The 23354-nt window shown below is 61.3% G+C and carries 29 protein-coding genes; 15 read left to right on the top strand and 14 right to left on the bottom strand.

The window, feature by feature from the left end; all coding sequences use genetic code 11:
* Positions 1 to 27 precede the first annotated feature (27 nt).
* From JQ863_RS09045 to JQ863_RS09030, 4 genes are all read left to right on the top strand, one after another.
* Positions 28 to 711, top strand: a complete 684-nt coding sequence (locus JQ863_RS09045; protein ID WP_204113959.1) for a type 1 glutamine amidotransferase — start codon at positions 28 to 30, stop codon at positions 709 to 711.
* Complete coding sequence (locus tag JQ863_RS09040) at positions 708 to 2066, top strand: glutamine synthetase family protein (RefSeq protein ID WP_204113958.1); 1359 nt, start codon at positions 708 to 710, stop codon at positions 2064 to 2066. Before JQ863_RS09045 ends, JQ863_RS09040 begins: the two co-directional genes overlap by 4 nt.
* Positions 2067 to 2134: 68 nt before the next feature.
* Positions 2135 to 3442 carry an NAD(P)/FAD-dependent oxidoreductase gene (locus tag JQ863_RS09035; RefSeq protein WP_204113957.1) on the top strand — a complete coding sequence of 436 codons (1308 nt, stop codon included), beginning with the start codon at positions 2135 to 2137 and terminating at the stop codon, positions 3440 to 3442.
* A 115-nt stretch (positions 3443 to 3557) separates the two neighbouring features.
* Positions 3558 to 4805 (top strand): DegT/DnrJ/EryC1/StrS family aminotransferase, encoded by a 1248-nt coding sequence (locus tag JQ863_RS09030; protein WP_204113956.1) that lies wholly within the window; start codon positions 3558 to 3560, stop codon positions 4803 to 4805.
* 44 nt (positions 4806 to 4849) lie between these two features.
* On the opposite strand, the gene phaR is transcribed toward JQ863_RS09030, so the two are convergent.
* The 3 genes from phaR to JQ863_RS09015 form a co-directional block, all read right to left on the bottom strand.
* Positions 4850 to 5410: a polyhydroxyalkanoate synthesis repressor PhaR gene (gene phaR / locus JQ863_RS09025; RefSeq protein WP_204113955.1), complete on the bottom strand. Its 561-nt coding sequence runs from the start codon at positions 5408 to 5410 to the stop codon at positions 4850 to 4852.
* A 133-nt stretch (positions 5411 to 5543) separates the two neighbouring features.
* Complete coding sequence (locus tag JQ863_RS09020; protein ID WP_204113954.1) at positions 5544 to 5987, bottom strand: phasin family protein; 444 nt, start codon at positions 5985 to 5987, stop codon at positions 5544 to 5546.
* 133 nt (positions 5988 to 6120) lie between these two features.
* The gene (locus tag JQ863_RS09015) at positions 6121 to 7914 is read right to left on the bottom strand and encodes a PHA/PHB synthase family protein (protein ID WP_204113953.1); all 1794 of its coding nucleotides are present in this window, start codon (positions 7912 to 7914) and stop codon (positions 6121 to 6123) included.
* Positions 7915 to 8025: 111 nt separating this feature from the next.
* On the opposite strand from JQ863_RS09015, the gene phaZ reads away from it, so the two are divergent.
* Positions 8026 to 9324: a polyhydroxyalkanoate depolymerase gene (phaZ, locus tag JQ863_RS09010; RefSeq protein WP_204113952.1), complete on the top strand. Its 1299-nt coding sequence runs from the start codon at positions 8026 to 8028 to the stop codon at positions 9322 to 9324.
* A gap of 33 nt (positions 9325 to 9357) precedes the next feature.
* Here the strand turns inward: phaZ and JQ863_RS09005 are convergent, their stop codons facing one another.
* From JQ863_RS09005 to JQ863_RS08985, 5 genes are read right to left on the bottom strand one after another with little or no spacing between them, the layout of a single operon-like run.
* On the bottom strand, positions 9358 to 9591 hold the full coding sequence (locus JQ863_RS09005) for a hypothetical protein (protein ID WP_204113951.1): 234 nt from the start codon (positions 9589 to 9591) through the stop codon (positions 9358 to 9360).
* The gene (locus tag JQ863_RS09000; RefSeq protein WP_204113950.1) at positions 9588 to 10298 is read right to left on the bottom strand and encodes an alpha/beta fold hydrolase; all 711 of its coding nucleotides are present in this window, start codon (positions 10296 to 10298) and stop codon (positions 9588 to 9590) included. The genes JQ863_RS09005 and JQ863_RS09000 overlap by 4 nt, the downstream gene beginning before the upstream one ends.
* A gap of 9 nt (positions 10299 to 10307) precedes the next feature.
* A complete protein-coding gene (locus JQ863_RS08995; RefSeq protein ID WP_204115113.1) occupies positions 10308 to 10739 on the bottom strand; it encodes a VOC family protein in 432 nt (143 codons plus the stop codon).
* A 31-nt stretch (positions 10740 to 10770) separates the two neighbouring features.
* A complete protein-coding gene (locus JQ863_RS08990; protein WP_204113949.1) occupies positions 10771 to 11751 on the bottom strand; it encodes an alpha/beta hydrolase in 981 nt (326 codons plus the stop codon).
* On the bottom strand, positions 11751 to 12509 hold the full coding sequence (locus JQ863_RS08985; protein ID WP_204113948.1) for an alpha/beta fold hydrolase: 759 nt from the start codon (positions 12507 to 12509) through the stop codon (positions 11751 to 11753). Before JQ863_RS08985 ends, JQ863_RS08990 begins: the two co-directional genes overlap by 1 nt.
* 200 nt (positions 12510 to 12709) lie before the next feature.
* Here JQ863_RS08985 and thrS point away from each other — a divergent pair, with 200 nt between their 5' ends.
* The 6 genes from thrS to JQ863_RS08955 all read left to right on the top strand — a co-directional run bounded on the left by thrS (position 12710) and on the right by JQ863_RS08955 (position 17848).
* Complete coding sequence (gene thrS / locus JQ863_RS08980) at positions 12710 to 14659, top strand: threonine--tRNA ligase (RefSeq protein ID WP_204113947.1); 1950 nt, start codon at positions 12710 to 12712, stop codon at positions 14657 to 14659.
* Positions 14660 to 14905: 246 nt separating this feature from the next.
* Positions 14906 to 15208 (top strand): BufA1 family periplasmic bufferin-type metallophore, encoded by a 303-nt coding sequence (locus JQ863_RS08975; protein WP_204113946.1) that lies wholly within the window; start codon positions 14906 to 14908, stop codon positions 15206 to 15208.
* A gap of 103 nt (positions 15209 to 15311) precedes the next feature.
* Positions 15312 to 15626 (top strand): BufA1 family periplasmic bufferin-type metallophore, encoded by a 315-nt coding sequence (locus JQ863_RS08970; RefSeq protein WP_239113244.1) that lies wholly within the window; start codon positions 15312 to 15314, stop codon positions 15624 to 15626.
* Positions 15627 to 15649: 23 nt separating this feature from the next.
* Positions 15650 to 16507, top strand: coding sequence for an MNIO family bufferin maturase (gene bufB / locus JQ863_RS08965; protein WP_204113945.1), 858 nt, complete (start codon positions 15650 to 15652; stop codon positions 16505 to 16507).
* Positions 16504 to 17289, top strand: coding sequence for an HvfC/BufC family peptide modification chaperone (locus JQ863_RS08960; protein WP_204113944.1), 786 nt, complete (start codon positions 16504 to 16506; stop codon positions 17287 to 17289). Before bufB ends, JQ863_RS08960 begins: the two co-directional genes overlap by 4 nt.
* 1 nt (position 17290) lies before the next feature.
* A complete protein-coding gene (locus JQ863_RS08955; protein ID WP_204113943.1) occupies positions 17291 to 17848 on the top strand; it encodes a DoxX family protein in 558 nt (185 codons plus the stop codon).
* 10 nt (positions 17849 to 17858) lie between these two features.
* Here JQ863_RS08955 and JQ863_RS08950 read toward each other — a convergent pair whose 3' ends face one another.
* Together JQ863_RS08950 and JQ863_RS08945 are read right to left on the bottom strand one after the other, a co-directional pair.
* Positions 17859 to 18227, bottom strand: a complete 369-nt coding sequence (locus JQ863_RS08950; RefSeq protein WP_204113942.1) for a hypothetical protein — start codon at positions 18225 to 18227, stop codon at positions 17859 to 17861.
* A gap of 48 nt (positions 18228 to 18275) precedes the next feature.
* Complete coding sequence (locus JQ863_RS08945; RefSeq protein WP_204113941.1) at positions 18276 to 18587, bottom strand: ArsC/Spx/MgsR family protein; 312 nt, start codon at positions 18585 to 18587, stop codon at positions 18276 to 18278.
* Positions 18588 to 18810: 223 nt separating this feature from the next.
* Here JQ863_RS08945 and JQ863_RS08940 point away from each other — a divergent pair, with 223 nt between their 5' ends.
* Positions 18811 to 19017 (top strand): cold-shock protein, encoded by a 207-nt coding sequence (locus JQ863_RS08940; RefSeq protein WP_204113940.1) that lies wholly within the window; start codon positions 18811 to 18813, stop codon positions 19015 to 19017.
* 12 nt (positions 19018 to 19029) lie between these two features.
* Here JQ863_RS08940 and JQ863_RS08935 read toward each other — a convergent pair whose 3' ends face one another.
* From JQ863_RS08935 to JQ863_RS08925, 3 genes are all read right to left on the bottom strand, one after another.
* On the bottom strand, positions 19030 to 19275 hold the full coding sequence (locus JQ863_RS08935; protein ID WP_204113939.1) for a hypothetical protein: 246 nt from the start codon (positions 19273 to 19275) through the stop codon (positions 19030 to 19032).
* 138 nt (positions 19276 to 19413) lie between these two features.
* A complete protein-coding gene (locus tag JQ863_RS08930; RefSeq protein WP_204113938.1) occupies positions 19414 to 19890 on the bottom strand; it encodes a dihydrofolate reductase in 477 nt (158 codons plus the stop codon).
* A 3-nt stretch (positions 19891 to 19893) separates the two neighbouring features.
* Entirely contained in the window at positions 19894 to 20724 is an 831-nt protein-coding gene (locus tag JQ863_RS08925) for a thymidylate synthase (protein WP_204113937.1), read from the bottom strand.
* Between the two features lie 183 nt (positions 20725 to 20907).
* Here JQ863_RS08925 and JQ863_RS08920 point away from each other — a divergent pair, with 183 nt between their 5' ends.
* Genes JQ863_RS08920 through JQ863_RS08910 form a run of 3 tightly spaced genes read left to right on the top strand, consistent with a single transcriptional unit; the run spans position 20908 to position 22789 of the window.
* Positions 20908 to 21336 carry a VOC family protein gene (locus JQ863_RS08920; RefSeq protein WP_204113936.1) on the top strand — a complete coding sequence of 143 codons (429 nt, stop codon included), beginning with the start codon at positions 20908 to 20910 and terminating at the stop codon, positions 21334 to 21336.
* Positions 21303 to 22022: a DUF1194 domain-containing protein gene (locus JQ863_RS08915; RefSeq protein ID WP_204113935.1), complete on the top strand. Its 720-nt coding sequence runs from the start codon at positions 21303 to 21305 to the stop codon at positions 22020 to 22022. The genes JQ863_RS08920 and JQ863_RS08915 overlap by 34 nt, the downstream gene beginning before the upstream one ends.
* A complete protein-coding gene (locus JQ863_RS08910) occupies positions 22019 to 22789 on the top strand; it encodes a DUF1194 domain-containing protein (RefSeq protein WP_204113934.1) in 771 nt (256 codons plus the stop codon). The genes JQ863_RS08915 and JQ863_RS08910 overlap by 4 nt, the downstream gene beginning before the upstream one ends.
* On the opposite strand, the gene JQ863_RS08905 is transcribed toward JQ863_RS08910, so the two are convergent.
* Positions 22783 to 23295, bottom strand: a complete 513-nt coding sequence (locus tag JQ863_RS08905) for a MarR family winged helix-turn-helix transcriptional regulator (protein ID WP_204113933.1) — start codon at positions 23293 to 23295, stop codon at positions 22783 to 22785. The genes JQ863_RS08910 and JQ863_RS08905 overlap by 7 nt on opposite strands.
* Between the last annotated feature and the right edge of the window lie 59 nt (positions 23296 to 23354).

The following is a 23354-nucleotide window of genomic DNA, read 5'->3' as shown; positions in this document are numbered from 1 at the left end:
GAATTTGATCAAAAAATCTGGTGACTCATGAAAATCGGCTTTCTCATTGCCGGCCACCTGCCTGACGAGCTTCAGGCCGACTTTGGCAACTATGATCGGCTTTATGCCGAACTCCTGCAGGGACAGGGGTTCGAGTTCGATCCCTATTTTGTCGTCGACAACGACTTTCCCGAGGACGTGCATGATTGCGATGGCTGGCTGATTTCCGGCTCGCGTCATGGCGCCTACGAAGACCACGACTGGATCCCGCCGCTTGAGGATTTCATCCGCCAGGCCGTGACCGAAAAGGTGCCGCTGGTCGGGGTCTGTTTCGGCCACCAGATCATTGCCCAGGCCCTGGGCGGCAAGGTCGAGAAGTTTGACGGCGGCTGGTCGGTGGGGCCGACCGAATACGATTTCGCCGGAACGCCGCTTGTCTTGAACGCATGGCATCAGGATCAGGTGACCGAGGTTCCGCCGGGGGCCACGGTCATTGCCTCGACCGATTTCTGCAAGAACGCCGCGCTGGTCTATGGCGACCGGGCGTTCTCGGTCCAGCCGCATCCCGAGTTCGGCAATGACTTCGTACAAGGGCTGATCGACGCGCGCGGGCGCGGCGTGGTGCCCGACCCGGTGCTGGACGGCGCGGTCTCTGCGCTGGACAAATCGCCTGCCAACCAGACCATCGCCGACCAGATCGCCGATTTCTTCCGCATGGAGCGTGACCAATGACCAACTGGATCGACAACCTGCCGGAACCGGCACGCGAATACCTGGACGGCAAGCGGCTGGACGAGGTCGAGTGCATCATCTCGGACCTGCCCGGCATTGCCCGTGGCAAGGCGGTCCCCGCCAAGAAATTCGAACGCCAAGCCCATTTCCACCTGCCGGATTCGATCTTTTTCCAGACCATTACCGGCGGCTGGGGAGAGGCTGCGGGCGATGATGGGTTTATCGAACGCGACATGATCCTGCGCCCGGACCTGTCGACCGCCACCGCCGCACCGTGGACCGCCGACTGGACGCTTCAGGTGATCCACGACGCCTATGACATCGACGGCGACCCGATCGAATGCGCCCCGCGCAACGTGTTGAAACGCGTGGTCGAGATGTATCGCAAGAAGGGCTGGGAACCGGTGGTCGCGCCCGAGATGGAGTTCTATCTTGTCGCGCGCAACATCGACCCCGCCAAGGCAATTGAGCCGATGATGGGCCGTTCGGGCCGTCCCGCTGCCGCGCGGCAGGCCTATTCGATGACGGCTGTCGATGAATTCGGCCCGGTGATCGACGACATCTATGACTTTGCCGAAGCGCAGGGCATCGAGATCGACGGCATCACCCAGGAAGGCGGCGCCGGGCAGCTGGAAATCAACCTTCTGCATGGCGACCCGGTCACGCTGGCCGACCAGGTGTTCTATTTCAAACGCCTGATCCGCGAAGCGGCGATGCGGCACAACTGCTATGCCACCTTCATGGCCAAGCCGATCAGCGACGAACCGGGCAGCGCCATGCACATCCACCATTCGGTTGTGGACCGCGAAACGGGTCGCAATATCTTTGCCGGGCCGCAAGGCGGCGACACCAGCGCGTTCTTCCACTTTATCGGCGGGTTGCAGAACCACCTGCCCGCCTCGATCGCGGTGCTTGCGCCCTATGTGAACTCGTATCGCCGCTACGTGCGCGAACACGCCGCGCCGATCAACCTGGAGTGGGGCCGCGACAATCGCACCACCGGCATCCGCATCCCGATCTCATCCCCCGCCGCGCGCCGGGTCGAGAACCGGCTGGCGGGCATGGATGTGAACCCCTATTTGGGCATCGCAGTCAGCCTCGCCTGCGGTTACCTTGGCCTGATCGAGAAGAAACGCCCCGACGAGCAGTTCCGCGGTGACGCCTATGAGGGCGAAGAGGACATCCCGCGCGAGTTTGGCGCGGCGCTGGACCTGTTTGACGAAGCCAAGGCGCTGCACGAGGTATTGGGGCCGGAATTCGCCCGCGTCTATTCCATTGTGAAGCGCACCGAATACGAGGAATTCCTTGGCGTCATCAGCCCGTGGGAACGCGAACACCTGCTTCTGAACGTCTGATCGGGGCGGCCCCGGACGGGGCCGCGCCTTCGGCAAGAGTATTTCCGCAAGAAAGAAGGGGGCCGGGCATGGACCTGTTGACCGCCAATGACCGTCGCGGGGAATATCCCGCAAGCTGGTATGCCGCCACCGTGGACCCGCTGCCGCCTTTCCCCGAGTTGAAAGGCGAGGTCACGGCGGATGTCTGCGTCGTGGGCGGCGGCTATACCGGGCTGTCGGCGGCGCTGCATCTGGCGGAACGGGGGTTCTCGGTTGCGCTGGTCGAGGCGCATCGCGTCGGCTTTGGCGCCTCGGGGCGCAATGGCGGTCAGCTGGGGTCCGGTCAGCGGCAGGAACAGACCGAGATCGAGCGGCTGATGGGGCTGGAGGATGCCAGGAAGATGTGGGCGCTGGCCGAGGATGCCAAGGCGCTGGTCAAGGGTCTGATCGCGAAACACCAGATCCCCTGCCATCTGAAACCCGGCGTTGCCCATGCCTGTTTCACCAAGGCCGAAGTCGAGCATGAACACCGTTATGGCGAACATCTGGCCAAGGTCTATGGCTATGACAAGCTGGAACCCCTGGACCGGGACGGGATGATGGCGATCTGCCCCTCGCCGAAATATGTCGGCGGGTCGCTCGATATGGATGCCGGGCATCTGCACCCCCTGGCCTATGCGCTGGGGCTGGCGCGGGCGGCGGACAAGGCTGGTGTTCGGATCTATGAGACCAGCCGCGTTCACAACATCACCGAAGGCGCAAAACCCGTCGTGCAGACCGACCGGGGCCGCGTGGTGGCGGACCATGTCGTCCTGGCCGCCAATGGCTATATGGGCGGGCTGAACCGGAAAGTGGCTGCGCGGGTCATGCCGATCAACAATTTCATCGCCGCGACCCGGCCCCTGACCAATGACGAACTGGACGGCGTGCTGCGCCGCGACGTGGCGATTGCCGACAGCAAGTTCGTGATCAACTATTTCCGCCTCAGCCATGACAAGCGGCTTCTGTTCGGGGGCGGTGAATCCTATGGTTATCGCTTCCCCTCGGACATTGCCGCGCTGGTACGCAAACCGATGAGCGAGATTTACCCGCAGTTGCGCGATGTCGAGATCGACTATGCCTGGGGCGGCACGCTTGCGATCACCATGCGCCGCCTGCCCTTCCTGTCGCGGGTTGCGCCCAATATCGTCAGCGCCTCGGGCTATTCCGGCCACGGGGTCGGCACCGCCACCCATGCCGGCAAGCTGATCGCGGACGCGCTGGCGGGCGAGGCCGAGGGGTTTGACACCATGGCACGCATTCCCAGCCAGCCCTTCCCCGGCGGCCCCATGATGCGCAGCCCCTTGCTGGTCATGGCGATGACTTGGTTTGCCCTGCGCGACCGGTTGGGCGTTTGATCACACACCAACCGATGACGTCGCGAAATCCCGCCATCTTACGGGCTTGGGAACTGGTTTCCGGCGTGAATTTGTTTTATGTTTTCCAAAGACAGAATTTGGGAAAGCCAAAACTATGACTTCGAGCCCCTCCTCCCACAGCCCGTCGCCCCTAGCCACGCCGCCAAATGTCTATGACGCCGAGCCGATCCCCGACGCGGTCCGCGCCGAGATTGACCGGCTGCTGCAATCGGGCGACTTGTTCCGTTACACGGCGGCGCAGGACGCGCCGGTCACGCTGTTGGAACAGGAGTTCGCGGCGCTGATGGGGTCACGCTATGCGCTGGCGGTGTCGTCCTGCTCGGCGGCGCTGTTTCTGTCGCTGAAAGCACTTGGCCTTCCGCGAGACGCACGCGTCCTGATCCCCGGCTTCACATTCGCGGCGGTGCCGTCGTCGGTTGTCCATGCCGATTGTGTCCCGGTCCTGTGCGAAGTGGGTCAGAATTACCGTGTCGACATCGCCGATTTCGAAGCCAAGCTGGACGGCGGAATAGAGGCCGTCATCATCAGCCACATGCGCGGCCATACCTCGGATATGGATGCGATCATGGCTTTGTGTGACGCGCGCGGCATTCCCGTGGTCGAGGACGCCGCCCATAGCCTTGGCACCACCTGGAACGGCAAGAATATCGGCACCATCGGGCGGGTCGGCTGTTTCAGCTTTCAATCCTACAAGCTGGTCAATGCCGGAGAGGGCGGCATTCTGATCACCGATGATGCCGACCTAGTGGCGCGGGCGGTGATCATGTCGGGGGCCTATGAACACAACTGGCAGAAACACGGGCAAGCCAAAGCCGATGACGCGCTGACATCGGCCTTTGCGCGCTGGCAGAACAACCTGCCGCTTTACAATCTGCGCCTGTCGAACCTGTCGGCCGCCGTGGTGCGCGCGCAGTTGCCGGAAATCGCGCGGCGGGTGCGTGATGGACGGCGCAACCATGACTATGTCGCGGACCGGCTGAACACCTCGCCCTGGCTGAATGTGCCGGAAAAGCTGGCACCAGAGGACCGCGCGCCGGATTCAATCCAGTTCAACCTTGTTGGCATGGACGATGTGCAGGTCACCGAGTTTGCGCAGGCGGCAGCGGATCGTGGCGTGAAGGTGCAGGTCTTTGGCCAGAGCCGGGACAATGCGCGGGCCTTCTGGAACTGGCAGTTCCTTGGGCAGATCCCCGCATTGCCCCAGACCCGCACCATGCTGATGCGGGCCTGCGACGTGCGCCTGCCCGCGCGGTTGACGCGGGCCGAGCTGGATGTGATCGCGGATGTGCTGATCGGTGCCGCGGACGCGGTCACGGCGGACAGAAAGGCCTTCGGCACCTGAGCGGCCTGCCTCTCAGGTGCAATGTCGCAGGACGGGTTGTGCGGTCACTTCAGCTTTGACAGCTTGTCCTGCAACTCGGCCAGTTGTTTCTTGATCTCGTCGAGATCCTCGCCCTCTTCTTCCGAGGTCTCCTCGGACGCGGGCTGGCTGGTGCCGGCGGCGGACCACGGGTTGAACCCGCCGGTCATTGCCTTCAGGAACGCCTCTTGCTGCGCCTGCATCGCTTCCAGACCCGGCATCTTGCCCATCGGATTGGAGGCCATGTTCTCCATCATCTTGGCCTGACCTTCGCGCAGCATTTCGAAGCTGGTCTGAAGAAATTGCGGCACCATCGACTGGGCCTGGGTGGTGTAGCTGCGCACAAGGTCGTTCAGCACGTTCACCGGCAGCATGTTTTCCCCGCGGCTTTCGTGTTCTGCAATGATCTGCAACAGGTACTGGCGGGTCAGGTCATCGCCCGTTTTCAGGTCGACGATCTGCACCTCGCGCCCGTCGCGGATGAACCCGGCAATGTCGTCGAGCGTTACGTAGTCGCTGGTCTCGGTATTATAGAGCCTGCGGCTGGCGTAGCGTTTGATCAGAAGCGGTTTCTTGTCTTCGGCCACGGGCATCTCCCCTACTTTATGCGCGCTGCAGAAAAGCTTATGCGAGCGCAGAATAAAAAGAAAGGGCGAGCCGACGGCTCGCCCACGCAATCTGCATCATCAGGGAGGGAGGGATGCAGAGATCTGCGATTTCTTACTTGGCGGTTGCCTTCTTGGCGACCTTGGCAACTTCGTCGGTTGCTTTTTTGACGGCGGCTTGTGCTTCTTCCGAAGCGTCTTTGCCAGCGGCCATCAGCAGTTCGACGGTTTCCATCTGAACTTTCTTGGCAACCTCGGCGAAGGCAGCCATGTTCTCGGCGGCAACTTCAGCCTGAGCCGAAGCGAAATCGGTGATCGCTTTGGCATAGTCGGCGGGGTCTGCTTTGGCTTTCGACAGGCCACCCAGCTTTTCGATGGTTTCTTTGGTCCACTTGGACGAGATTTCCGAGGATTTCTCGGCAGCTTCCAGCGCAACGCCGGCCAGCTTCTCGTTTAGGGTTGCGGTCGACTTGAACGCGTCTTCCATTGCTTTGGTGTCAACGGGGAATGCGCCCATCATGTCTTTCAGGATGGCGGTCATATCTTGGGTCTTTGCCATGGTATCAGTTCCTTAAAATGATGCGGGAGGGAGGACCCGCTTTGCTGCGTCTGCAAAGAATATGCTTTCTGCAGCGCAGCATTTCAAGTATTTTTTGCTGCACCGCAGAATAATTTTCGATTACGCAATAAAATCAGCGGGTTGCCTTGGCCACAACATAGGTTCCGGGGGCATCGCACAGCACCGGATGCTCCGAATCGCCGGGATCGCGGGCCGCGACCTGCTTGCCAGAGCGCGATTTCAGCCAGCCGTCCCAGCGCGGCCACCACGACCCTTCGGTGAAGGTCGCCCCTTCCATCCAGTCCTCGGCCGAAAGCTTGGTGTCGGCATTGACGTAATGGCCGTATTTCTTCTTCGAAGGCGGATTGACGATACCCGCGATATGGCCGGACTCGGACACGATAAAGGTCTTGGACTTGCTGCCCCACTGCTGGAACCCCTTGTAGCAGTCCTTCCAGCGCGCGATGTGATCGGTTTCGCAGGTGACGGCACAGACCGGCACGTCCACATCCTTCAGGCTCAGCGTCTCACCCAGGAATTCGATCCCGCCCTCGGCCAGCTTGTTGGCCTGGCACAGTTCGCGCAGGTATTCATGCGCCATCTTGCCCGGCAGCCCCGACCCGTCGCCATTCCAGTAAAGAAGATCAAAGGCCGGGGGCGTCTGGCCCATCATGTAGCTTTTGATCGCCGGACCATAGACAAGGTCATTCGAGCGCAGGAACGAGAATGTGCGCTGCATGATAAAGGACCGCAACAGCCCCTCATCCTCGATTTCCTTGTCGATCGCGTCGATGAAATCATCCGCCAGGAAGGGCGTGAATTCGCCCTGGTCCGAGAAATCCGTCAGCGCGGTAAAGAAGGTTGCCGATTTTACCGACTTGTCGCCGCGTTTCTTCAGCAGGGACAAGGTCAGCGCCAGCGTGGTGCCCGCGATACAGTATCCCACGGCGTTGACCTGTTTCTGGCTGGTCAACTTCTTGACCTCGGAAATCGCGGTCAGATAGCCGTCCTCGATATAGTCCTCCATCCCGACATCGGCATAGCTGCGGTCCGGGTTGACCCAACTGACCACGAACACCGTATAGCCCTGATCGACCAGCCATTTGATCATGCTGTTCTGTTCTTTCAGGTCGAGGATGTAATACTTGTTGATCCAGGGCGGGAAGATGATCAGCGGCACCGCATAGACCGATTCCGTGGTGGGCGTGTATTGCAGCAGCTCCATCATCCGGTTGCGGAACACCACCTTGCCCGGCGTGGTGGCGATGTTGCCCCCGACCTCAAAGGCGCTTTCATCGGCCAGCCGCACCACCAGTTCGCCGTTGTTGGCCTCAAGATCGGCAATCAGGTTCTCAAGCCCCTGCACCAGCGACATGCCCTCGGTCTCGACGGCTTTTTCCAGCGCATCGGGGTTCAGCCCAAGGAAATTCGTGGGCGCCATCATGTCGACGATCTGCTGCGAGAAATAGCTCAGGCGCTGCTTGTCCTTGTCATCCATGCCATCAATGTCATTGACCGCATCGGTGATCGCCTTGGCGTTCAGCATGTATTGCTGCTTGATGAAGTTGAAATAGGGATGGCTCTGCCACAGCGGGTTGGCAAACCGCCCGTCGCTGGGGGTCTCATCCTCGGGCGCTTCCAGCTTGCCCTTCATCAGGACATTCTGCGCCTCGACAAAATGCTTGACCGACTTGGCCCAAAAATCGAGCTGATGCTCGATGATCTTGCCGGGGTTGTTGACCATTTCCTGCATGTAGGCATTGGCCGCATTCACGAAGACATCCGTGTCCGGCGAGTTCAGATCCGGGCGCAGCGGTTTGCGGTGGGCCATGACTTCGACAAGGCGACGAGACAGCTGTTCAACCTTCGCCAGGTTTTCGTTCAGCTTGTCGAAATTTGCACCTGCGGCATTCTCGTTTGTTGTCATAATCAATATTTAGCCCTATTCTCGCCGCTGTGCAGCATGATGTTCGCGTGTATGATACACGGACGACTCAGCAATTCGGGACTAGTTAACCCGACGTAACAGGAGACGCCAATGCGATACATGGCCACGTATGACCTGATGGAGACCGTCCGGAACACAAACCAGTGGCTGGGCGCGTCGGCGCTTGCCATGGCATCGTATCCAATTTTCTCCATGGTTCCAAATCCTGCGTTGCAATGGATGGCCGCCTGGGGCGAAGTCACCGAACGCACCTTCCAGCGCATGGTCACGAAACCGGACTGGGGCATCCGCACCTTCACCTGCGCCGACGGCAAGGACCACCTGGTCAATATCGAGACCATTGTCGAGAAACCCTTTGGCGATCTGATCCATTTCTCGGTTTCCGGCCGAGAGCCGAATCCGCGCAAGGTTCTTCTGGTTGCGCCAATGTCCGGCCACTATGCCACCCTCCTGCGGTCCACGGTGAAATCCCTATTGGTCGATTGCGAAGTCTATGTGACCGACTGGCACAATGCGCGTGACATTCCGGTCTCGGCCGGCAAGTTCGACGTCGAGGACTATACCCTTTACCTTGTTGATTTCATGCGGGAACTGGGGCCAGACACCCATGTGATCGCTGTTTGCCAGCCGGCCCCGCTGACCCTGGCCGCAACCGCATACCTGGCCGAGGAAGACCCGTCTGCCCAACCCCGTTCGCTGACCTTGATCGGTGGGCCGATCGACCCAAACGCCGCGCCGACCGAAGTCACCGATTTTGGCCATCGCGTTACCATGGGCCAGTTGGAAGAGATGATGATCCAGCGCGTCGGCTTCAAATACCCCGGCGTGGGCCGCATGGTCTATCCGGGCCTGTTGCAGCTGTCGTCGTTCATGTCGATGAACGCCGAGCGCCACTCGAAGGCATTCAGTGACCAGATCACCCGCGTCATGCGCGGCGAGGCGTCGGATCACGATGCCCATAACCGATTCTATGACGAATACCTCGCCGTGATGGACATGCCGGCGGAATTCTACCTTTCGACCGTCGAGCGGATTTTCAAAAACGGTGAGATCGCGTCAAACAACTTCACCGTGGCGGGCAAGAAGGTCGATATTGGCAAGATCACGACCGTCGCAGTCAAGACGGTTGAAGGCGGCAAGGATGACATCTCGGCCCCGGGCCAGTGTGTCGCCGCTCTGGACCTCTGCACCGGCCTGCCGGACGAGAAGAAGGCCAGCTATGTCGAGCCGAACGCCGGGCATTACGGTATCTTCGCCGGGAAAAGCTGGCGCAACAATATCCGCCCGCTGGTGCTGGATTTCATCGACGCCAACAGCGACGCGCCCGACCTGGATGAACGAAAGAAGACAACCAAGAAAAAGGCCGCGAACAAAAACGCCGCGGCCTGACACCGGGTTCACATCTGACATCGAAAGGGGGCATCAGCCCCCTTTTTTGTGCCCGCGCCACCGCTCCCACAGCGGTTTGATGTCAAACCAGGCGATGGTCGCGCCCAGGGGGATCATCCAGAACCCGAGAACGGGCAGGAAACCAAAGACACCGCCCACCATCAGCACCAGCCCCAGCACAAGCCGCGCACCCGGCGGCACGCTGCGGCGCACGCGGACCAGAAACCGCAAAAGCGTCTGTTTCCAACTGCGGGCCGGTTCCCTCATCTCAGAACATAGGGCTGCGCCAGCCACCCCCTGAGCGCGGCGGTCGTGGCCTCGGGCTGTTCCAGCGTCGGCAGGTGGCCGGCATCCTCGATCATGGCGAGTTTGGCAAAGGGGATCAGTTCGGCCATGAATTCGTGCCGTTTCGGAGGCGTCAGCCGGTCCAGCGCACCGCACAGCAGCAATGTCGGCACTTTGCACCGTCGCAGCGTGCCCTGCTGATCGGGGCGCCGCTGCATCGCGCGGACCTGCCGGGTCATGACCTCGGCCCCGATCCCCTGCCCCATGCGCACGAAAAGATTGATCAGTTCCATCCGCTTGGGCCCCGGAGCGAGGTAGTCGGGCGACATGAAACCGCGCAGCGCCTCTTCCACGTGACCGGCCTTTGCCTGCACCAGGAGCGGTTCATAGGCCGCCGCGCCATTCGGAGTTTCGGATAGCGGGTTTGTGTCCAGCAGCGCCAGTCGCGAGACTCTGTCGGGGGCCTGCCGCAGCACCTCCATCGCCACGATGCCGCCCAGCGACAACCCGGCCAGCGCAAACTTGGCCGGGGCGCCCGCCAGAATCGCCGCGGCCATGTCCCGGACGGTGTCGCCCGTGGTGATCGGGCTGACCATGACGGGACGTTCCGCCGAAAACGTGGTGATCTGGGGCTCGAACACCCGCGCGTCACACATGAAGCCGGGCACCAAAACAAGGGGTTCGGTCATCGCGTATGCCTATTCATAGCCGTTCCAGCGAAACGCCCCGTCCGGTCCAAGCGCCGAGAACGGGTTATGAGCGACTTCCCAGACATGGCCGTCGGGATCGCCGAAATAACCGTGGAAACCGCCCCAGAACACCTCTTGCGCGGGTTTCAGCATACGTCCCCCTGCCGCCAGAGCCGCGTCGATCACCGCTGTGACCTCGTCCCGGTCGCGCGTGTTGTAGCTGAGCGTGACGCCGGAAAACCCGCCGATCGCATCGGCAGGAATACCCAGATCCTCGGCCAGTTTTGCGCGCTCATAAAGGCCAAGCGTCTGCCCGATCAGGTCGAACGCAACGACCCCGTCTGGGCTGTCGACGCGGGTCCATCCCAGTGCCTCGTAAAACCGCGCCGAGCGGTCCAGATCCCGCACCGCCAGCGTGATCAGGCTAACTCTTTGCTCCATTTTCATGCTCATGTATTACATGACCTTTTGCTTACAAGCCATTGAACCAGCTTAAAATATCCTGAATCGTATCATCGGTTTCTCCGGGTGATCGGATGTCGCCGGTGATCACGTGCTGATCCGGGTCGTCATCTGGTCCGGGCGACACGATGTCGATGACAACCGGCGCACCCCAGTGATCGGCCACGGTCTGGGTCATGTCTTCGCGCACCACACGGTCAGCCCTCGAGAACCGGAAATAGGCGGGCACGGTTGCCTGCCCGAAGTCCAGCCCGACCGCATCCTGCACCAGCGCCGCCATCTGCATCACGGCAACCGTGGGATAGCGCGTGGTCCAGTATTTCTCATGTTCGGCATTGCCCGCCTGCCAGCTGCGTTCCGCCCCTGCCACCAGCGGCACCCACCAGCGCGCGGCGGGCAATGTCAGAACCGGCGCCATTGGGTCATTGATGCCGAAATTCGGCGAAATGAACGCCATACCTGCCACATCCCGCACCAGATCGGGCTGCAGCGCAGCCTCGGCCACCAGCGTTCCGCCGGTCGAGGTCGAGATCACCAGCACCCGGTCGCCGATCCGCCGCCCGATTTCGATCGCTTCGGCGACATCATTCATCCAGTCCTGAACCGTCGCCTCGGCCAGCGCCGCGCCGGGCAATCCGTGCCCGGTCAGGCGGGTGTAATAGAGGTTGGCGCCAAGTGCCTCGGCGACACGATCCGGGACCGGGCGAATTTCCTCGGACGTGGCGGAAAACCCATGCACATAGACCACTGCAACAGGGGTCCGCTCCCCGGCATCGCCATGCCAGATCACGCGTTTCTGCACCCCGTCCGTCATCTCGCCAAACCCGGATTCGCGCGCCGCGAGATAGCTGTCGATATCCTCGCCAATATCCTGCGCAGCAAAGGTCGGCGTGGTCGAAATCCGCTCATATGGGCCGAAGGCCCAAAGCGCCAGACCAACGACGATCAGGACAACAAGCAATCGCCCAAGGAAACGCCCAATTGTTCGCATTAGTCAAATCCTCCCCTAAAAATCACCTCAGCAACCGACGTTTCAATCAGTTTTAGACAATCTTCGTCCGAGAAGCGGTGATCCTTGCCCTTACCCAGAACCAGCCGCATATCCGGTGACGCGGCGTGATTGAACAGCCGCAACGCGGTCTCGACCGACACGGCGGTATCCTCGTCCCCCTGCAACAGGCGCACGGGCATATCAAGGACCAGAGGAGACCGCAGCACCAGCCGGTTGCGCCCGTCCTCGATCATGCGCTTGGTGATGACATAGGGTTCCATGTAGTCCGAGGGCAGTTCGACATGTCCGACCTCGTCCAGCGCCTGTTTCTGGGCCTCGGAGAAGTTTGCCCAATAGCCATCTTCGGTGAAATCCGGCGCGGCGGCGATGGTCACAAGCCCGACAACCCGGTCGGGCCGCGCCTTGCACAACAACAGTGCCTGCCAGCCGCCCATGGAGGACCCCACCGCGATCACCGGCCCCTCGGTCAGCGCGTCGATCGCGGCCAGCGTGTCCTCGTGCCAGTCGCCGATGCAGCCCTCTTCGAACCGGCCCGAGCTTTCGCCGTGGCCGGAATAATCAAACCGCAGAAAGGCGCGTCCCGTCGCCCGTGCCCAGTCTTCCAGATGCACGGCCTTTGTGCCTTCCATGTCGGATTTCAGCCCGCCAAGGAACACCACGGTCGGCCCCTGCCCTTCGGTCTTGTGATAGGCGAGTTGTCGCCCCTTCGGGGTGGTCAAAAACTGCGTTGCGCTCATATGCCCCTCATTTCTTTGGCGTCAGCCTAGTGTGTTTGTTGTCAATGATGAATCGTTTTTTCGCAACGCCCGCCCCATTCCCACCGGCATGTGCAACCCAAGGCTTGACCTGAACCAAGCAAAGCGCGAAAAGGCGCGCGAACCATATACCCGCAACCGGGCGTTCCGTGGGCGCCAAACCGACGAGGAGCTTGAGGCTGATGGCCCAGATTTCCCTGACTTTTCCTGATGGCAATGCACGTTCTTACGACAAGGGCGTCACCCCTGCCGAGGTCGCGTCGTCGATCTCGACCTCGCTTGGCAAGAAAGCGATTTCGGCCACGGTCGATGGCAAACACTGGGATCTGCAATGGCCGATCGAGGCCGATGCCAAGATCGCGATCAACACGATCAAGGACAATGACGCCGAGGCGCTGGAGCTGATCCGCCATGACCTGGCGCATATCATGGCGCGCGCGGTGCAGGAAATCTGGCCGGATGTGAAGGTCACCATCGGCCCGGTGATCGAAAATGGCTGGTATTACGATTTCGACCGTCAGGAACCGTTCACGCCCGAGGATCTGGGCGAGATCGAGAAGAAGATGAAGGAAATCATCAACCGCCGCGATCCCGTCACGACCGAAGTCTGGGAGCGTGACCGCGCGGTGGCCTATTACGAAGCCAACAACGAGCCTTACAAGGTCGAGCTGATCGACGCCATTCCCGGCGACGAGCCGCTGCGGATGTATTGGCACGGCCACTGGCAGGACCTGTGCCGTGGTCCCCACCTGCAGCATACCGGGCAGGTGCCTGCGGATGCGTTCAAGCTGATGTCGGTGGCGGGCGCCTATTGGCGCGGCGACAGCAATCGCGCCATGTTGCAGCGCATCTATGGTGTCGCCTTCAAAAACAAGGAAGACCTGAAGGCGCATCTGCACATGCTGGAAGAGGCCGCCAAGCGCGACCACCGCAAGCTGGGTCGCGAGATGGACCTGTTCCACATGCAGGAAGAGGCACCGGGCCAGATCTTCTGGCACCCCAATGGCTGGACCATCTACACCCAGCTTCAGGATTACATGCGCCGCCAGCAACAGCGCGGCGGCTATGTCGAGGTGAACACGCCGCAGGTTGTCGACCGCAAGCTGTGGGAGGCCTCGGGCCACTGGGACAAGTACCAGGAAAACATGTTCATCGTCGAAGTGGACGAGGAACACGCCCGCGAAAAGGCCGTGAATGCGCTGAAGCCGATGAACTGCCCCTGCCACGTGCAGATCTTCAACCAGGGTCTGAAATCCTATCGCGACCTGCCCCTGCGCATGGCCGAGTTCGGATCGTGCAACCGCTATGAACCCTCGGGTGCGCTGCACGGGATCATGCGGGTGCGCGGGTTCACGCAGGATGACGCGCATATCTTCTGCCGCGAGGACCAGATCGAGGCCGAAACCAAGATCTTCATCGACTTCCTGTCGACGATCTACAAGGATCTCGGGTTCGAGAAGTTCTCGATCAAGTTCTCCGACCGCCCCGACACCCGCGCCGGGTCGGACGAGGTCTGGGACAAATCCGAGGCGGCGCTTATGGCGGCGACCAAGGCCGCGGGCTGCGAGTTTGAGCTGAACCCCGGTGAGGGCGCGTTTTATGGGCCGAAGCTTGAGTTCGTGCTGACCGACGCGATTGGCCGTGACTGGCAATGCGGCACGCTGCAGGTGGATTTCGTGCTGCCGGAGCGTCTGGACGCCAACTATATCGGTGAAGATGGTGCGAAACACCGCCCCGTCATGCTGCACCGGGCGACGCTTGGCTCGTTCGAGCGGTTCATCGGCATCCTGATCGAGGAACACGCCGGCAAGCTGCCGTTCTGGCTGGCCCCGCGCCAGGTGGTTGTCGCCTCGATCGTGTCGGATGCGGACGATTATGTGCATGAGGTGGTCGCGGCGCTGAAGGCCGCTGGTGTGCGCGCCGAGGCCGACATCCGCAACGAAAAGATCAACTACAAGGTCCGCGAACACTCGGTCGGCAAGGTGCCGGTGATCCTGGCCATCGGCAAGAAAGAGGTCGAGGACCGCACCGTGTCGACCCGGCGTCTGGGCGAGAAGCAATCCAAGGTCCAAAGCCTGGACGAGATTGTAACAGAATTGGCAGCCCAGGCCCTGCCGCCCGATCTGACCTGATCCCGGCTGCAACAATTGATGAAACATTTTGGGGCGCGATACGGGAAATCCGGTCGCGCCCCGGATTTTTTGTAAGATTTCCGACCTTCCAGCGCCGGAATCTTCACGAAACACCCCGGCAACTTCACGCACGCGTTATGCACAGGCCCGTGATTGGTCTGTCAGCACTGGCCTGTCTTAGGGTTTCCCCATGCCGCCCGGTTCGGGTGGCCTGAGTTCAACCAAACCTCGATAGGGAAGTATATTATGTCCAAAACCGTCAAAACCCTCGCCGTTGCCGGTGCCGTCGCAGCCGCAGTCAGTGCCCATGCCACCACCGCGGTCGCCGCTGAAAAAGAAAAATGCTATGGCGTCGCAATGGCCGGCCAGAACGATTGCGCGGCCGGTCCGGGCACGACCTGCGCAGGCACCTCGAGCGTCGATTACCAGGGCAACGCCTGGAAGCTGGTGGACGCAGGCACCTGCATGGAAATGGAACTGCCCTCGATGGCCGACGGCACCATGCGCAAGGGGTCGCTGGAAGCGCTTGAGCGTGACCTTCCGGCATAAGTTTCTGCGTGGCCCGGCAACCGCACGGGCCACGCGCCTTTTGCGCGTTTCGTGATATCATTCTCCCGACCACACGCGCACCAGCCAACCCAGGGAGGGTCACATGACCGTAAAAATCACACCCCGCGCCCAACCGCTGACACTTGCTGCCGCTGTTCTGGCGGCAATTGCGTCTCAGGGGTCCGAAGCCGCCGCCGCAACCAAAGAGAAATGCTATGGCATTTCGATGGCGGGACAGAACGGCTGCAAGGCGGGGCCGGGGACGACCTGTGCAGGCACATCGACGGTGGATTACCAGGGCAATGCATGGACACTGGTCGACAAGGGATCCTGCCTTGAAATCGAGTTGCCCGCCATGGCCGATGGCAGCCCGCGCCAGCCGTCGCTGGAGCCGCTTGACCGCGACCTGCCCGCCTGAGTTCTGCCTGAAGGGATTTGCCGATGTTCGACACCCAGCCACGCTTTCCCGAACTGCCCGCCCTGCCCGGCGTCGGCTACAAGCCACAGCATTTCGCCGCGATCATGGCCGACCCGGACCCGGTCGGCTGGCTGGAGATCCACGCCGAGAATTACATGGGCGCTGGTGGGCGCCCGATTGCCCAGCTCAGGCACCTGTCCGAGCGGTTTCCGATCTCGGTTCACGGGGTCGGCCTGTCGATCGGCGGTGAAGGGGCGCTGGACCCGGACCATCTGGCGCGGCTGAAACACCTGATCAACTGGCTGCAACCCACTGTTTTCTCGGAACATCTGGCGTGGTCCACCCATGGGGCCGAGTTCCTGAACGACCTTCTGCCCCTGCCCTATACCAACGCCACCCTGACCCGCGTCGCCGACCATATCGACCAGCTGCAAGAGGTGATCGGGCGACAGATGATGCTGGAAAACCCGTCAAGCTATCTGGCCTTTGCCGAGTCGACCTGGGCCGAGCCGGATTTCCTGTCTGAAATCACCAAACGCACCGGCTGCGGCCTGTTGCTGGACGTCAACAACGTCTTTGTCTCGGCCACCAACCTTGGCTTTGAACCGCGCGCCTATATCGACGCCTATCCGCTGGACAAGGTGGGGGAAATCCACCTTGGCGGCCATGACGAGGACGAAGACGACCACGGTGCGCCGCTCTTGATTGACAGCCACGGCAAGCCGGTGGTCGACCCGGTCTGGGCATTGCTGGATCATACGCTGGCCCGGTCCGGTCCGCGCCCGATCCTGATCGAATGGGACACCGATGTTCCCGACTGGCCGATTCTGGCCGCAGAAGCGACCCGCGCGGCAACAGCGCTGGCGAAGGTGGCGGCATGAGCGTGAGCCAGGACATCTTCCGCGCTGCCCTTCTGGATGCGGCCCAGCCCGTCCCCGAGGGGCTGCTGGACGGGCAAGGCCGGGCAGCGGGACGGCGCTATAACGTCTATCGCAACAATGTCGCGGTCTCACTGACCGAGGCGCTTGAGGTCGGATTTCCGGTCATCCGCAAGCTGATCGGTCCTGAGAATTTCAAGCATGTCGCGGGCCAGTTCCTGCGCGTCGCGCCGCCCACCTCTCCGCTGATGATGTTCTACGGGTCCGAGTTTCCGGCTTTCCTGCGTGACTTTGAACCGTTGCAGCACCTTGGTTATCTGAGCGACGTCGCCCGGCTTGAGCTGGCCCTGCGCCAATCCTATCACGCCGCGGATGCGGAAGGGATCGCGGCGGACGCGCTGGCCGCCGTTCCGCCCGAAGCGCTTGGCGCCCTTCGGCTTGAGCTTGCGCCTGCGGTGCGGATCGTGACCTCGGACTGGCCGATCTTTGACATCTGGCGTTTCAATACGTCCGAAAACGCCCCCAAGCCGCGCGCCGAAGCGCAGGATGTGGTCGTTCTGCGGGACGGGTTCGACCCCGAACCACATCTTCTGCCCAAAGGGGGCGCGGCATTTCTGACCGCTATCGGTAAAGCTGCGCCACTGGAATGCGCGGTTGACGCGGGCGGCGACAAGTTCGACCTGACACCTGTTCTGGGATTGCTTCTGAACACCAATGCAATCGCGGCCCTTCACCCGACAGGCCCAAACCACCGCCCGAACCACCGCCCAAGCCAAGGAACATGACATGAATACCCTGCTGTCCCTGCACAATCGCGCCTTTTCCCGTATCGAACGCAGCGAATGGCTGCTGCCCACGCTGGCGCGTTTCGTGTTCTGCGCGGTGCTTCTGGTCTATTTCTGGAATTCGGCGCTGACCAAGGTGGGTGACGGTTTTCTTGGAGTTTTCAGCCCCAGCGCGGGGGCCTATGCCCAGATTTTCCCGCGTGCGTTCGAGGCGGTGGGCTATGACACGTCCCAGATGTCGGTGCTGCACTGGGCCGTGGTGGTGGCCGGGACACTGGCCGAGTTCATCCTGCCCGCGATGATCCTTTTTGGCTTCCTGACCCGCCTTGCCGCTTTGGGCATGATCGGGTTCATCTGCGTGCAAAGCCTGACGGATCTCTATGGCCACCGGGCCATCGAACACTCGGCCACGGTCGGAGCGTGGTTCGACCGCATCCAGGACAGCGCGATCCTGGACCAGCGCCTGTTCTGGATCGCCATCCTTCTGGTTCTTGTCTTCAAGGGCGCGGGTCCGCTGTCAGTGGACCGGTTCCTGAAGGCGCGAAGCCAAGCGGTGTGATCCTGGACTCCTAGAAATGTGACTTGGGTTCGTCGGGTTTGCCGGCTGCAATCGCCAGAACCCCGGCAAGCCCGGCAAAGGCGATGGGGAACATGGTGAAGGCGTTAAAGCCAAAGGCGGCATACATGCCCGCCGACGAAATCAACAGTAGAACACCCCCCCAGAGCGCCCGCGCCCGTGCCATGGCGCCGCCTGCGATGGCCAACAGCGGCGCAAGAAGCGCGCCCGCCCGGATCAGGCCGACATTGTTCACCTGCTCTGCCAGGCCCTCGATCTCGCCATAGCGGTCGATGACTTCGGTATAGCCCCAGCTGAAAAAGCCGACGATCATTCCGACGATCCCAGCGATGATCCCAAGAACCAGTGCCGCGTTGCGCATGTTGCTATCCTTCTTGTTGTGGCACGCTAGATAAGGGCGGATCGCCCCTCAGCCAAGGGCCTCGCGCACCGCGTCGCTCCAGCCCAGGAACAGCGCGCCATCCTTTTCGATCAACGGTCGTTTCATCAGCGTCGGATGCGCCGTCAGCAATTCCAGTGGCGGTTTCGCGCGCTCATCGGCGTCAAGACCGCGCCATGTCGTTGACAGCGTATTAAGCAGCGCGCCCCCGAATTGGTCAAAGGCACGCGACAGAGTTTGTGCCGGAACGCCCTGATCGCGGACATCGACAAATGTCACATTATCAAGTTCTTTCAAAGCCTTGCGACACGTGTCACAGTTCTTTAACCCGTAAAGTTTCATGATCTGCCCGCACTCCTCGGTCTGACAGGGCATCGCTTCGGCGGATGCCCGATTACAGTTTTGCTTGCTTTTTACATATCCCGTGCAATCTTCATACTGTTAGCGATGGAATTGGTATTTTCTGACAACAATTGAAGACGACGGCCCTACCTCATGCGTGATCCATTGGGAAAACACGCAGCATTTTCCCCCGGGGCTTTGACTGAATGGAAGGAGAAGCGGTATGCCGACCGGCACCGTGAAATGGTTCAACACCACGAAGGGATATGGCTTCATTGCCCCCGATTCTGGCGGCAAGGACGTGTTTGTGCATGTGTCTGTCGTGCAGAAATCCGGCCTTGAGGCGCTGACCGAGAACCAGAAGGTCGAGTTTGAACTGACATCCGGCCCAGACGGGCGCGAAATGGCGGGCGAGGTCAGGCTGGCCTGAACACCCGCTGTTTCAGCGCGTGTAACACCCCTTTTCACCAACCGGGCACACCACGCCGGAACCGCGGCGCGGTGCATGGGATCGTGTCGCAACCTGATAGCTGACGGCCTGGTTGGGCACCCCACACCCGACCCCATCGCCATTGGTGACGGGCTGCATCCCATCGGGACAATGGTTTTCGGCACTGTCATAAGCCCAGACCGGATTGGCGGGCAAAACCGTGCTGGCGCTTTCCTCGGCCAGGGACAAACCCGGCATGGATATCAGGGAGAGGATTGAAAAGACCTTAACAGCGGACATCGCAATGATTTTCCATATTCGATTGATCAACCATCCAAGACTATCGCCCGGGATTGTCGTGATCAATTTCCATATCGGAAACAATGCGTTCAGGTTTCAGCGACGAAGATACTCATGCACGGTGCATCTCGGGGCCTCTGACCGCAGGTCCAGCTTTCCGATCTGACGCCAGTCATCCGCGCCAAAGTCCGGGAAATGCGTATCCGCCCCCTCAACCGAAAGATCGACCTCGGTCACCAGAAGCCGGTCGGCCCGTGGCAGAAGCCCTCCATAAACCCGCGCGCCACCGATCCCGTAGAGACGACGATAGCCCTCGGCCTCGGCGCGCTGAATGGCGGATTCCAGCGTCGGCACCACGGTCTCGCACAGGTCCGGCTGCGACGAAACCACGATATTGAACCTGTTTTTCAACGGCTTGACCGGCAGGCTGTCCCAGGTATTGCGCCCCATGATGATCGCACCACCGAGGGTTTCGCGCTGAAAGAACCGCAGGTCTTCGGGTGCGTGCCATGGGATCGTGTTGGCCTTGCCGATGGCCCCGTTCCGGTCACGGGCAACAATCAGGGTCAGCATGGCTCAGACCGCCACCGGCGCCTTGATGCCCGGATCGGGATCATAGTTCAGCACCTCGAAATCCTCGTATCTGAAATCGAAGATCGAGCGCACGTCGCGCGCGATCCTGATCTGCGGCAGCGGTTTGGGTGTGCGGCTGAGCTGCAGTTTCACCTGTTCGACATGGTTGGAATAGATGTGCCCGTCGCCGATCGTATGCACGAAGTCGCCCGGCTCATACCCGGTCACATGCGCCAGCATCACCTGCAACAGCGCATAGGACGCGATGTTGAACGGCACGCCCAGGAACATGTCGGCCGAGCGCTGGTAAAGCTGCAGATGCAGCTTGCCGTTCAGCACCTTGACCTGCCACAGCGTATGGCAGGGTGGCAGCGCCATTTCCGGCACGTCGCCGGGGTTCCAGGCGGACACGATCAGGCGGCGGCTGTCGGGCGTGGTCTTGATCATCTCGACCAGTTCGGCAATCTGGTCGACCTCGCCGGCGTGGAACACCTCGCGGCCTTCGACCTGCCCCGCCGGGATCAGCTTGGGGAAATGGCGCCATTGGTGGCCATAGACCGGACCAAGATCGCCGTTTTCATCGGCCCATTCATCCCAGATCGAAACGCCGTTTTCCTTGAGATAGGTGATGTTTGTATCGCCCGACAGGAACCACAGCAGTTCGTGAATGATCGAGCGCAGGTGCAGCTTCTTCGTCGTCACCAGCGGGAAACCGTCGGCAAGACGATACCGCGCCTGCAAGCCAAAGGTTGAGATCGTCCCGGTGCCGGTGCGGTCGGTTGTTTCTTCCCCGGTCTCAAGAATGAGCTTCAACTGGTCATGATACTGCTGCACGTCATCCTCCGCTTCTGCTGCCTGCCCGCGAATCTTCACCGGGGGCCAAACCACAATATATGGTAGCACGTCAGATGCCACCCGCAGAATGAAGAGTTTGCCGCCGATTTTTTCTTCTCTGGCTGCCTCTCGACATTCGGGCCCCAAAACCTAGACTATCGCCAAACACAGACAGGAGACGACATGCAGATCAAGTACTTGCACACCATGGTCCGGGTGAAGGACCTTGAAGAAACAATGGCGTTTTTCGCGCTGCTGGGCCTGAAGGAAACGCGCCGCTACGACAGTGACGCGGGGCGGTTCTCGCTGATCTTCATGGCGCCTCCCGGACAAGAGGACTGCCCGGTCGAACTGACCTATAACTGGGATGGCGACGACGGGTTGCCCTCGGACAGCCGCCATTTCGGGCATCTCGCCTATGAGGTCGAGAACATCTACGAAATGTGCCAGCACCTGATGGACAATGGCGTGACGATCAACCGGCCACCGCGCGACGGGCGCATGGCCTTTGTGCGGTCGCCCGACAACATCTCGGTCGAACTGCTGCAAATGGGAGAGTCGCTTGAACCGGCGGAGCCATGGGTGAGCATGGAAAATACTGGCCACTGGTAAGGGTTTACGCGGCGGTCTTGATGTTCTGGGCCAGCGCCGCGACCGCCGATTGCCGGCTGGCGCTTGTGCTGGCGCTGGATGTGTCGTCCTCGGTGGATGCGACCGAGGACGCATTGCAACGCCAGGGGCTGGCGGCGGCCCTGATCGCGCCAGAGGTCGAAGCCGCGTTTTTTGCCGCGCCGCAACCCGTGGCCCTGTCGGTCTTTGAGTGGAGCGGGCGCTGGAACCAGAAGATCCTTTTGGACTGGGTGCTGATCGACTCGCGCGGCGCGCTGGTCCGGGCGGCGGAAAGGCTGGCGCGCTCGACCCGCTCGACCCAGGAGTTTCCCACCGCGCTGGGACATGCGCTTGGCTTTGCCGCAACCCGCCTCGGGGCCGCGCCGCCCTGCCTGTTCCGCACCGTCGACATCAGCGGGGACGGCAAGAACAACGAGGGGTTCGGTGCAGCCGAAGCCTATGCCGCCTTTCCGTTTCAGGACGTTACGGTCAACGGGTTGGCGATCAACGCCGCCGATTTCGAAGGAGAGCTGGACCTGCTGGACTATTATCGGACCCAGGTTTTGCACGGGCCGGGTGCCTTTCTGGAAATCGCCAACGGATTTGATGATTTCGAGCGCGCGATGCGCAGGAAACTTGAACGCGAATTGCGCCCGCCCACGCTTGGGCTTCTGGAGGTGCGGCCATGAGATACGTGCTGGCGATGATCCTGTGCCTTTTGACCGCGACCGTGGCGGCGGCGCAATGCCGGCAGGCGCTGGCCTTGGGGCTGGATGTCTCGGGCTCGGTGGACAGCGCCGAATACCGAATCCAGTTCGACGGGCTGGCGAGCGCGCTTCTGGACCCGGAAGTCCAAGAGGCGCTGCTGGCGCCGGGCCTGCCGCCGGTTTCCCTTGCCATTTTTGAATGGAGCGGGGTCGGCACCCAGCGGCTTCTGGTTGGCTGGCAGGCGATCACGTCACAGGCGGATATCCTGACCATCGCCGCGGGGCTGCGGGATATGGGGCGGCAAGGCGGTGAAACCTCGACCGGGATCAGCGCGGCCATTGCCTTTGGCGCGGCACTTCTGGCGCAAAAACCCGACTGCTGGAAGCGCACGCTGGACCTGTCCGGGGACGGTTATGCCAATGCAGGCACCCATCCGCGCCAGATGCCCCATCCCGCAGGGATCACGGTCAACGGGCTGGTGATCGGGGCCCAGCGCGAGGGGCTGCGCGACACGGCCGCCCACTGGCAGGCCCAGCTTGAGCGGCTGGCGGAATATTACCGCGCCTATGTGGTCTCGGGGCCGGATGCCTTTGTCGAGATGGCGGGCGGCTTCGAGGATTTCGAGGCCGCCATGATCCGCAAACTGAAACGAGAGCTACAGGGGCTGACGGTGTCACAGATGGACACGTCCGAACTGACAAAAACACAACCGCGACAACCCGGCGGACGGCCCCCACGCGGTCAATAGATATAGCGGATCTGGTCGGTCCAATAGCGTTCGACCCGTTTCAGGTCGTGGGTGATGCCTTCGATCCCGGCAAGGTCCAGCACGCCCTTGGCCTCGATCCCGTCGGCGTGACGTTCAAACAGGGTGGCGACCACATCGCGGATTTCACGCCCGCGCGGGGTCAGGCGCACCCGGACGGACCGGCGGTCAATCTCGCAGCGCTGGTGGTGCATGAAACCAAGTTCGACCAGTTTCTTCAGGTTGTAGCTGACGTTCGATCCCTGGTAATAGCCGCGGCTTTTCAATTCGCCCGCCGTCACCTCATTGTCGCCGACATTGAACAGCAACAACGCCTGCACCGCGTTGATCTCAAGCACGCCGACGCGCTCAAACTCATCCTTGATGACATCCAGCAGCAGCCGGTGCAGCCGCTCGACCAGCGACAGCGCCTCAAGATAGCCGCCCATGAAGCCCTTGGCCTTGGCCCCGTTCCCCTGCTGCGGGGCCAGTTGTGAATGAATGCTCATATCCCTCTCCGACAAACAACGCTTTGCCGGAAACTGGAATAAAATGCCGAACAATCGGT

It is taken from the genome of Shimia biformata (assembly GCF_016888515.1).
GTDB classification, from domain to species: Bacteria; Pseudomonadota; Alphaproteobacteria; order Rhodobacterales; family Rhodobacteraceae; genus Shimia_A; species Shimia_A biformata.
The sequence above is the reverse complement of the archived record's forward strand: the minus strand, read 5'-3'. Positions and strand labels throughout refer to the sequence as shown.

Coding starts and splice junctions, on each gene's coding strand:
- JQ863_RS09040 (WP_204113958.1), top strand. CDS start 708: ATGACCAACTGGATCGACAACCTGCCGGAACCGGCACGCGAATACCTG.
- JQ863_RS08920 (WP_204113936.1), top strand. CDS start 20,908: ATGCAGATCAAGTACTTGCACACCATGGTCCGGGTGAAGGACCTTGAA.
- JQ863_RS08955 (WP_204113943.1), top strand. CDS start 17,291: ATGAATACCCTGCTGTCCCTGCACAATCGCGCCTTTTCCCGTATCGAA.
- JQ863_RS08945 (WP_204113941.1), bottom strand. CDS start 18,587: ATGAAACTTTACGGGTTAAAGAACTGTGACACGTGTCGCAAGGCTTTG.
- JQ863_RS08910 (WP_204113934.1), top strand. CDS start 22,019: ATGAGATACGTGCTGGCGATGATCCTGTGCCTTTTGACCGCGACCGTG.
- JQ863_RS08935 (WP_204113939.1), bottom strand. CDS start 19,275: ATGCCGGGTTTGTCCCTGGCCGAGGAAAGCGCCAGCACGGTTTTGCCC.
- JQ863_RS09015 (WP_204113953.1), bottom strand. CDS start 7,914: ATGACAACAAACGAGAATGCCGCAGGTGCAAATTTCGACAAGCTGAAC.
- JQ863_RS08940 (WP_204113940.1), top strand. CDS start 18,811: ATGCCGACCGGCACCGTGAAATGGTTCAACACCACGAAGGGATATGGC.
- thrS (WP_204113947.1), top strand. CDS start 12,710: ATGGCCCAGATTTCCCTGACTTTTCCTGATGGCAATGCACGTTCTTAC.
- JQ863_RS09035 (WP_204113957.1), top strand. CDS start 2,135: ATGGACCTGTTGACCGCCAATGACCGTCGCGGGGAATATCCCGCAAGC.
- JQ863_RS08915 (WP_204113935.1), top strand. CDS start 21,303: ATGGGTGAGCATGGAAAATACTGGCCACTGGTAAGGGTTTACGCGGCG.
- JQ863_RS09045 (WP_204113959.1), top strand. CDS start 28: ATGAAAATCGGCTTTCTCATTGCCGGCCACCTGCCTGACGAGCTTCAG.
- JQ863_RS08975 (WP_204113946.1), top strand. CDS start 14,906: ATGTCCAAAACCGTCAAAACCCTCGCCGTTGCCGGTGCCGTCGCAGCC.
- JQ863_RS08995 (WP_204115113.1), bottom strand. CDS start 10,739: ATGGAGCAAAGAGTTAGCCTGATCACGCTGGCGGTGCGGGATCTGGAC.
- JQ863_RS09030 (WP_204113956.1), top strand. CDS start 3,558: ATGACTTCGAGCCCCTCCTCCCACAGCCCGTCGCCCCTAGCCACGCCG.
- JQ863_RS08950 (WP_204113942.1), bottom strand. CDS start 18,227: ATGCGCAACGCGGCACTGGTTCTTGGGATCATCGCTGGGATCGTCGGA.
- JQ863_RS08930 (WP_204113938.1), bottom strand. CDS start 19,890: ATGCTGACCCTGATTGTTGCCCGTGACCGGAACGGGGCCATCGGCAAG.
- JQ863_RS08970 (WP_239113244.1), top strand. CDS start 15,312: ATGACCGTAAAAATCACACCCCGCGCCCAACCGCTGACACTTGCTGCC.
- JQ863_RS09005 (WP_204113951.1), bottom strand. CDS start 9,591: ATGAGGGAACCGGCCCGCAGTTGGAAACAGACGCTTTTGCGGTTTCTG.
- JQ863_RS09000 (WP_204113950.1), bottom strand. CDS start 10,298: ATGACCGAACCCCTTGTTTTGGTGCCCGGCTTCATGTGTGACGCGCGG.
- JQ863_RS09020 (WP_204113954.1), bottom strand. CDS start 5,987: ATGGCAAAGACCCAAGATATGACCGCCATCCTGAAAGACATGATGGGC.
- JQ863_RS08990 (WP_204113949.1), bottom strand. CDS start 11,751: ATGCGAACAATTGGGCGTTTCCTTGGGCGATTGCTTGTTGTCCTGATC.
- JQ863_RS08905 (WP_204113933.1), bottom strand. CDS start 23,295: ATGAGCATTCATTCACAACTGGCCCCGCAGCAGGGGAACGGGGCCAAG.
- bufB (WP_204113945.1), top strand. CDS start 15,650: ATGTTCGACACCCAGCCACGCTTTCCCGAACTGCCCGCCCTGCCCGGC.
- phaZ (WP_204113952.1), top strand. CDS start 8,026: ATGCGATACATGGCCACGTATGACCTGATGGAGACCGTCCGGAACACA.
- JQ863_RS08960 (WP_204113944.1), top strand. CDS start 16,504: ATGAGCGTGAGCCAGGACATCTTCCGCGCTGCCCTTCTGGATGCGGCC.
- JQ863_RS08985 (WP_204113948.1), bottom strand. CDS start 12,509: ATGAGCGCAACGCAGTTTTTGACCACCCCGAAGGGGCGACAACTCGCC.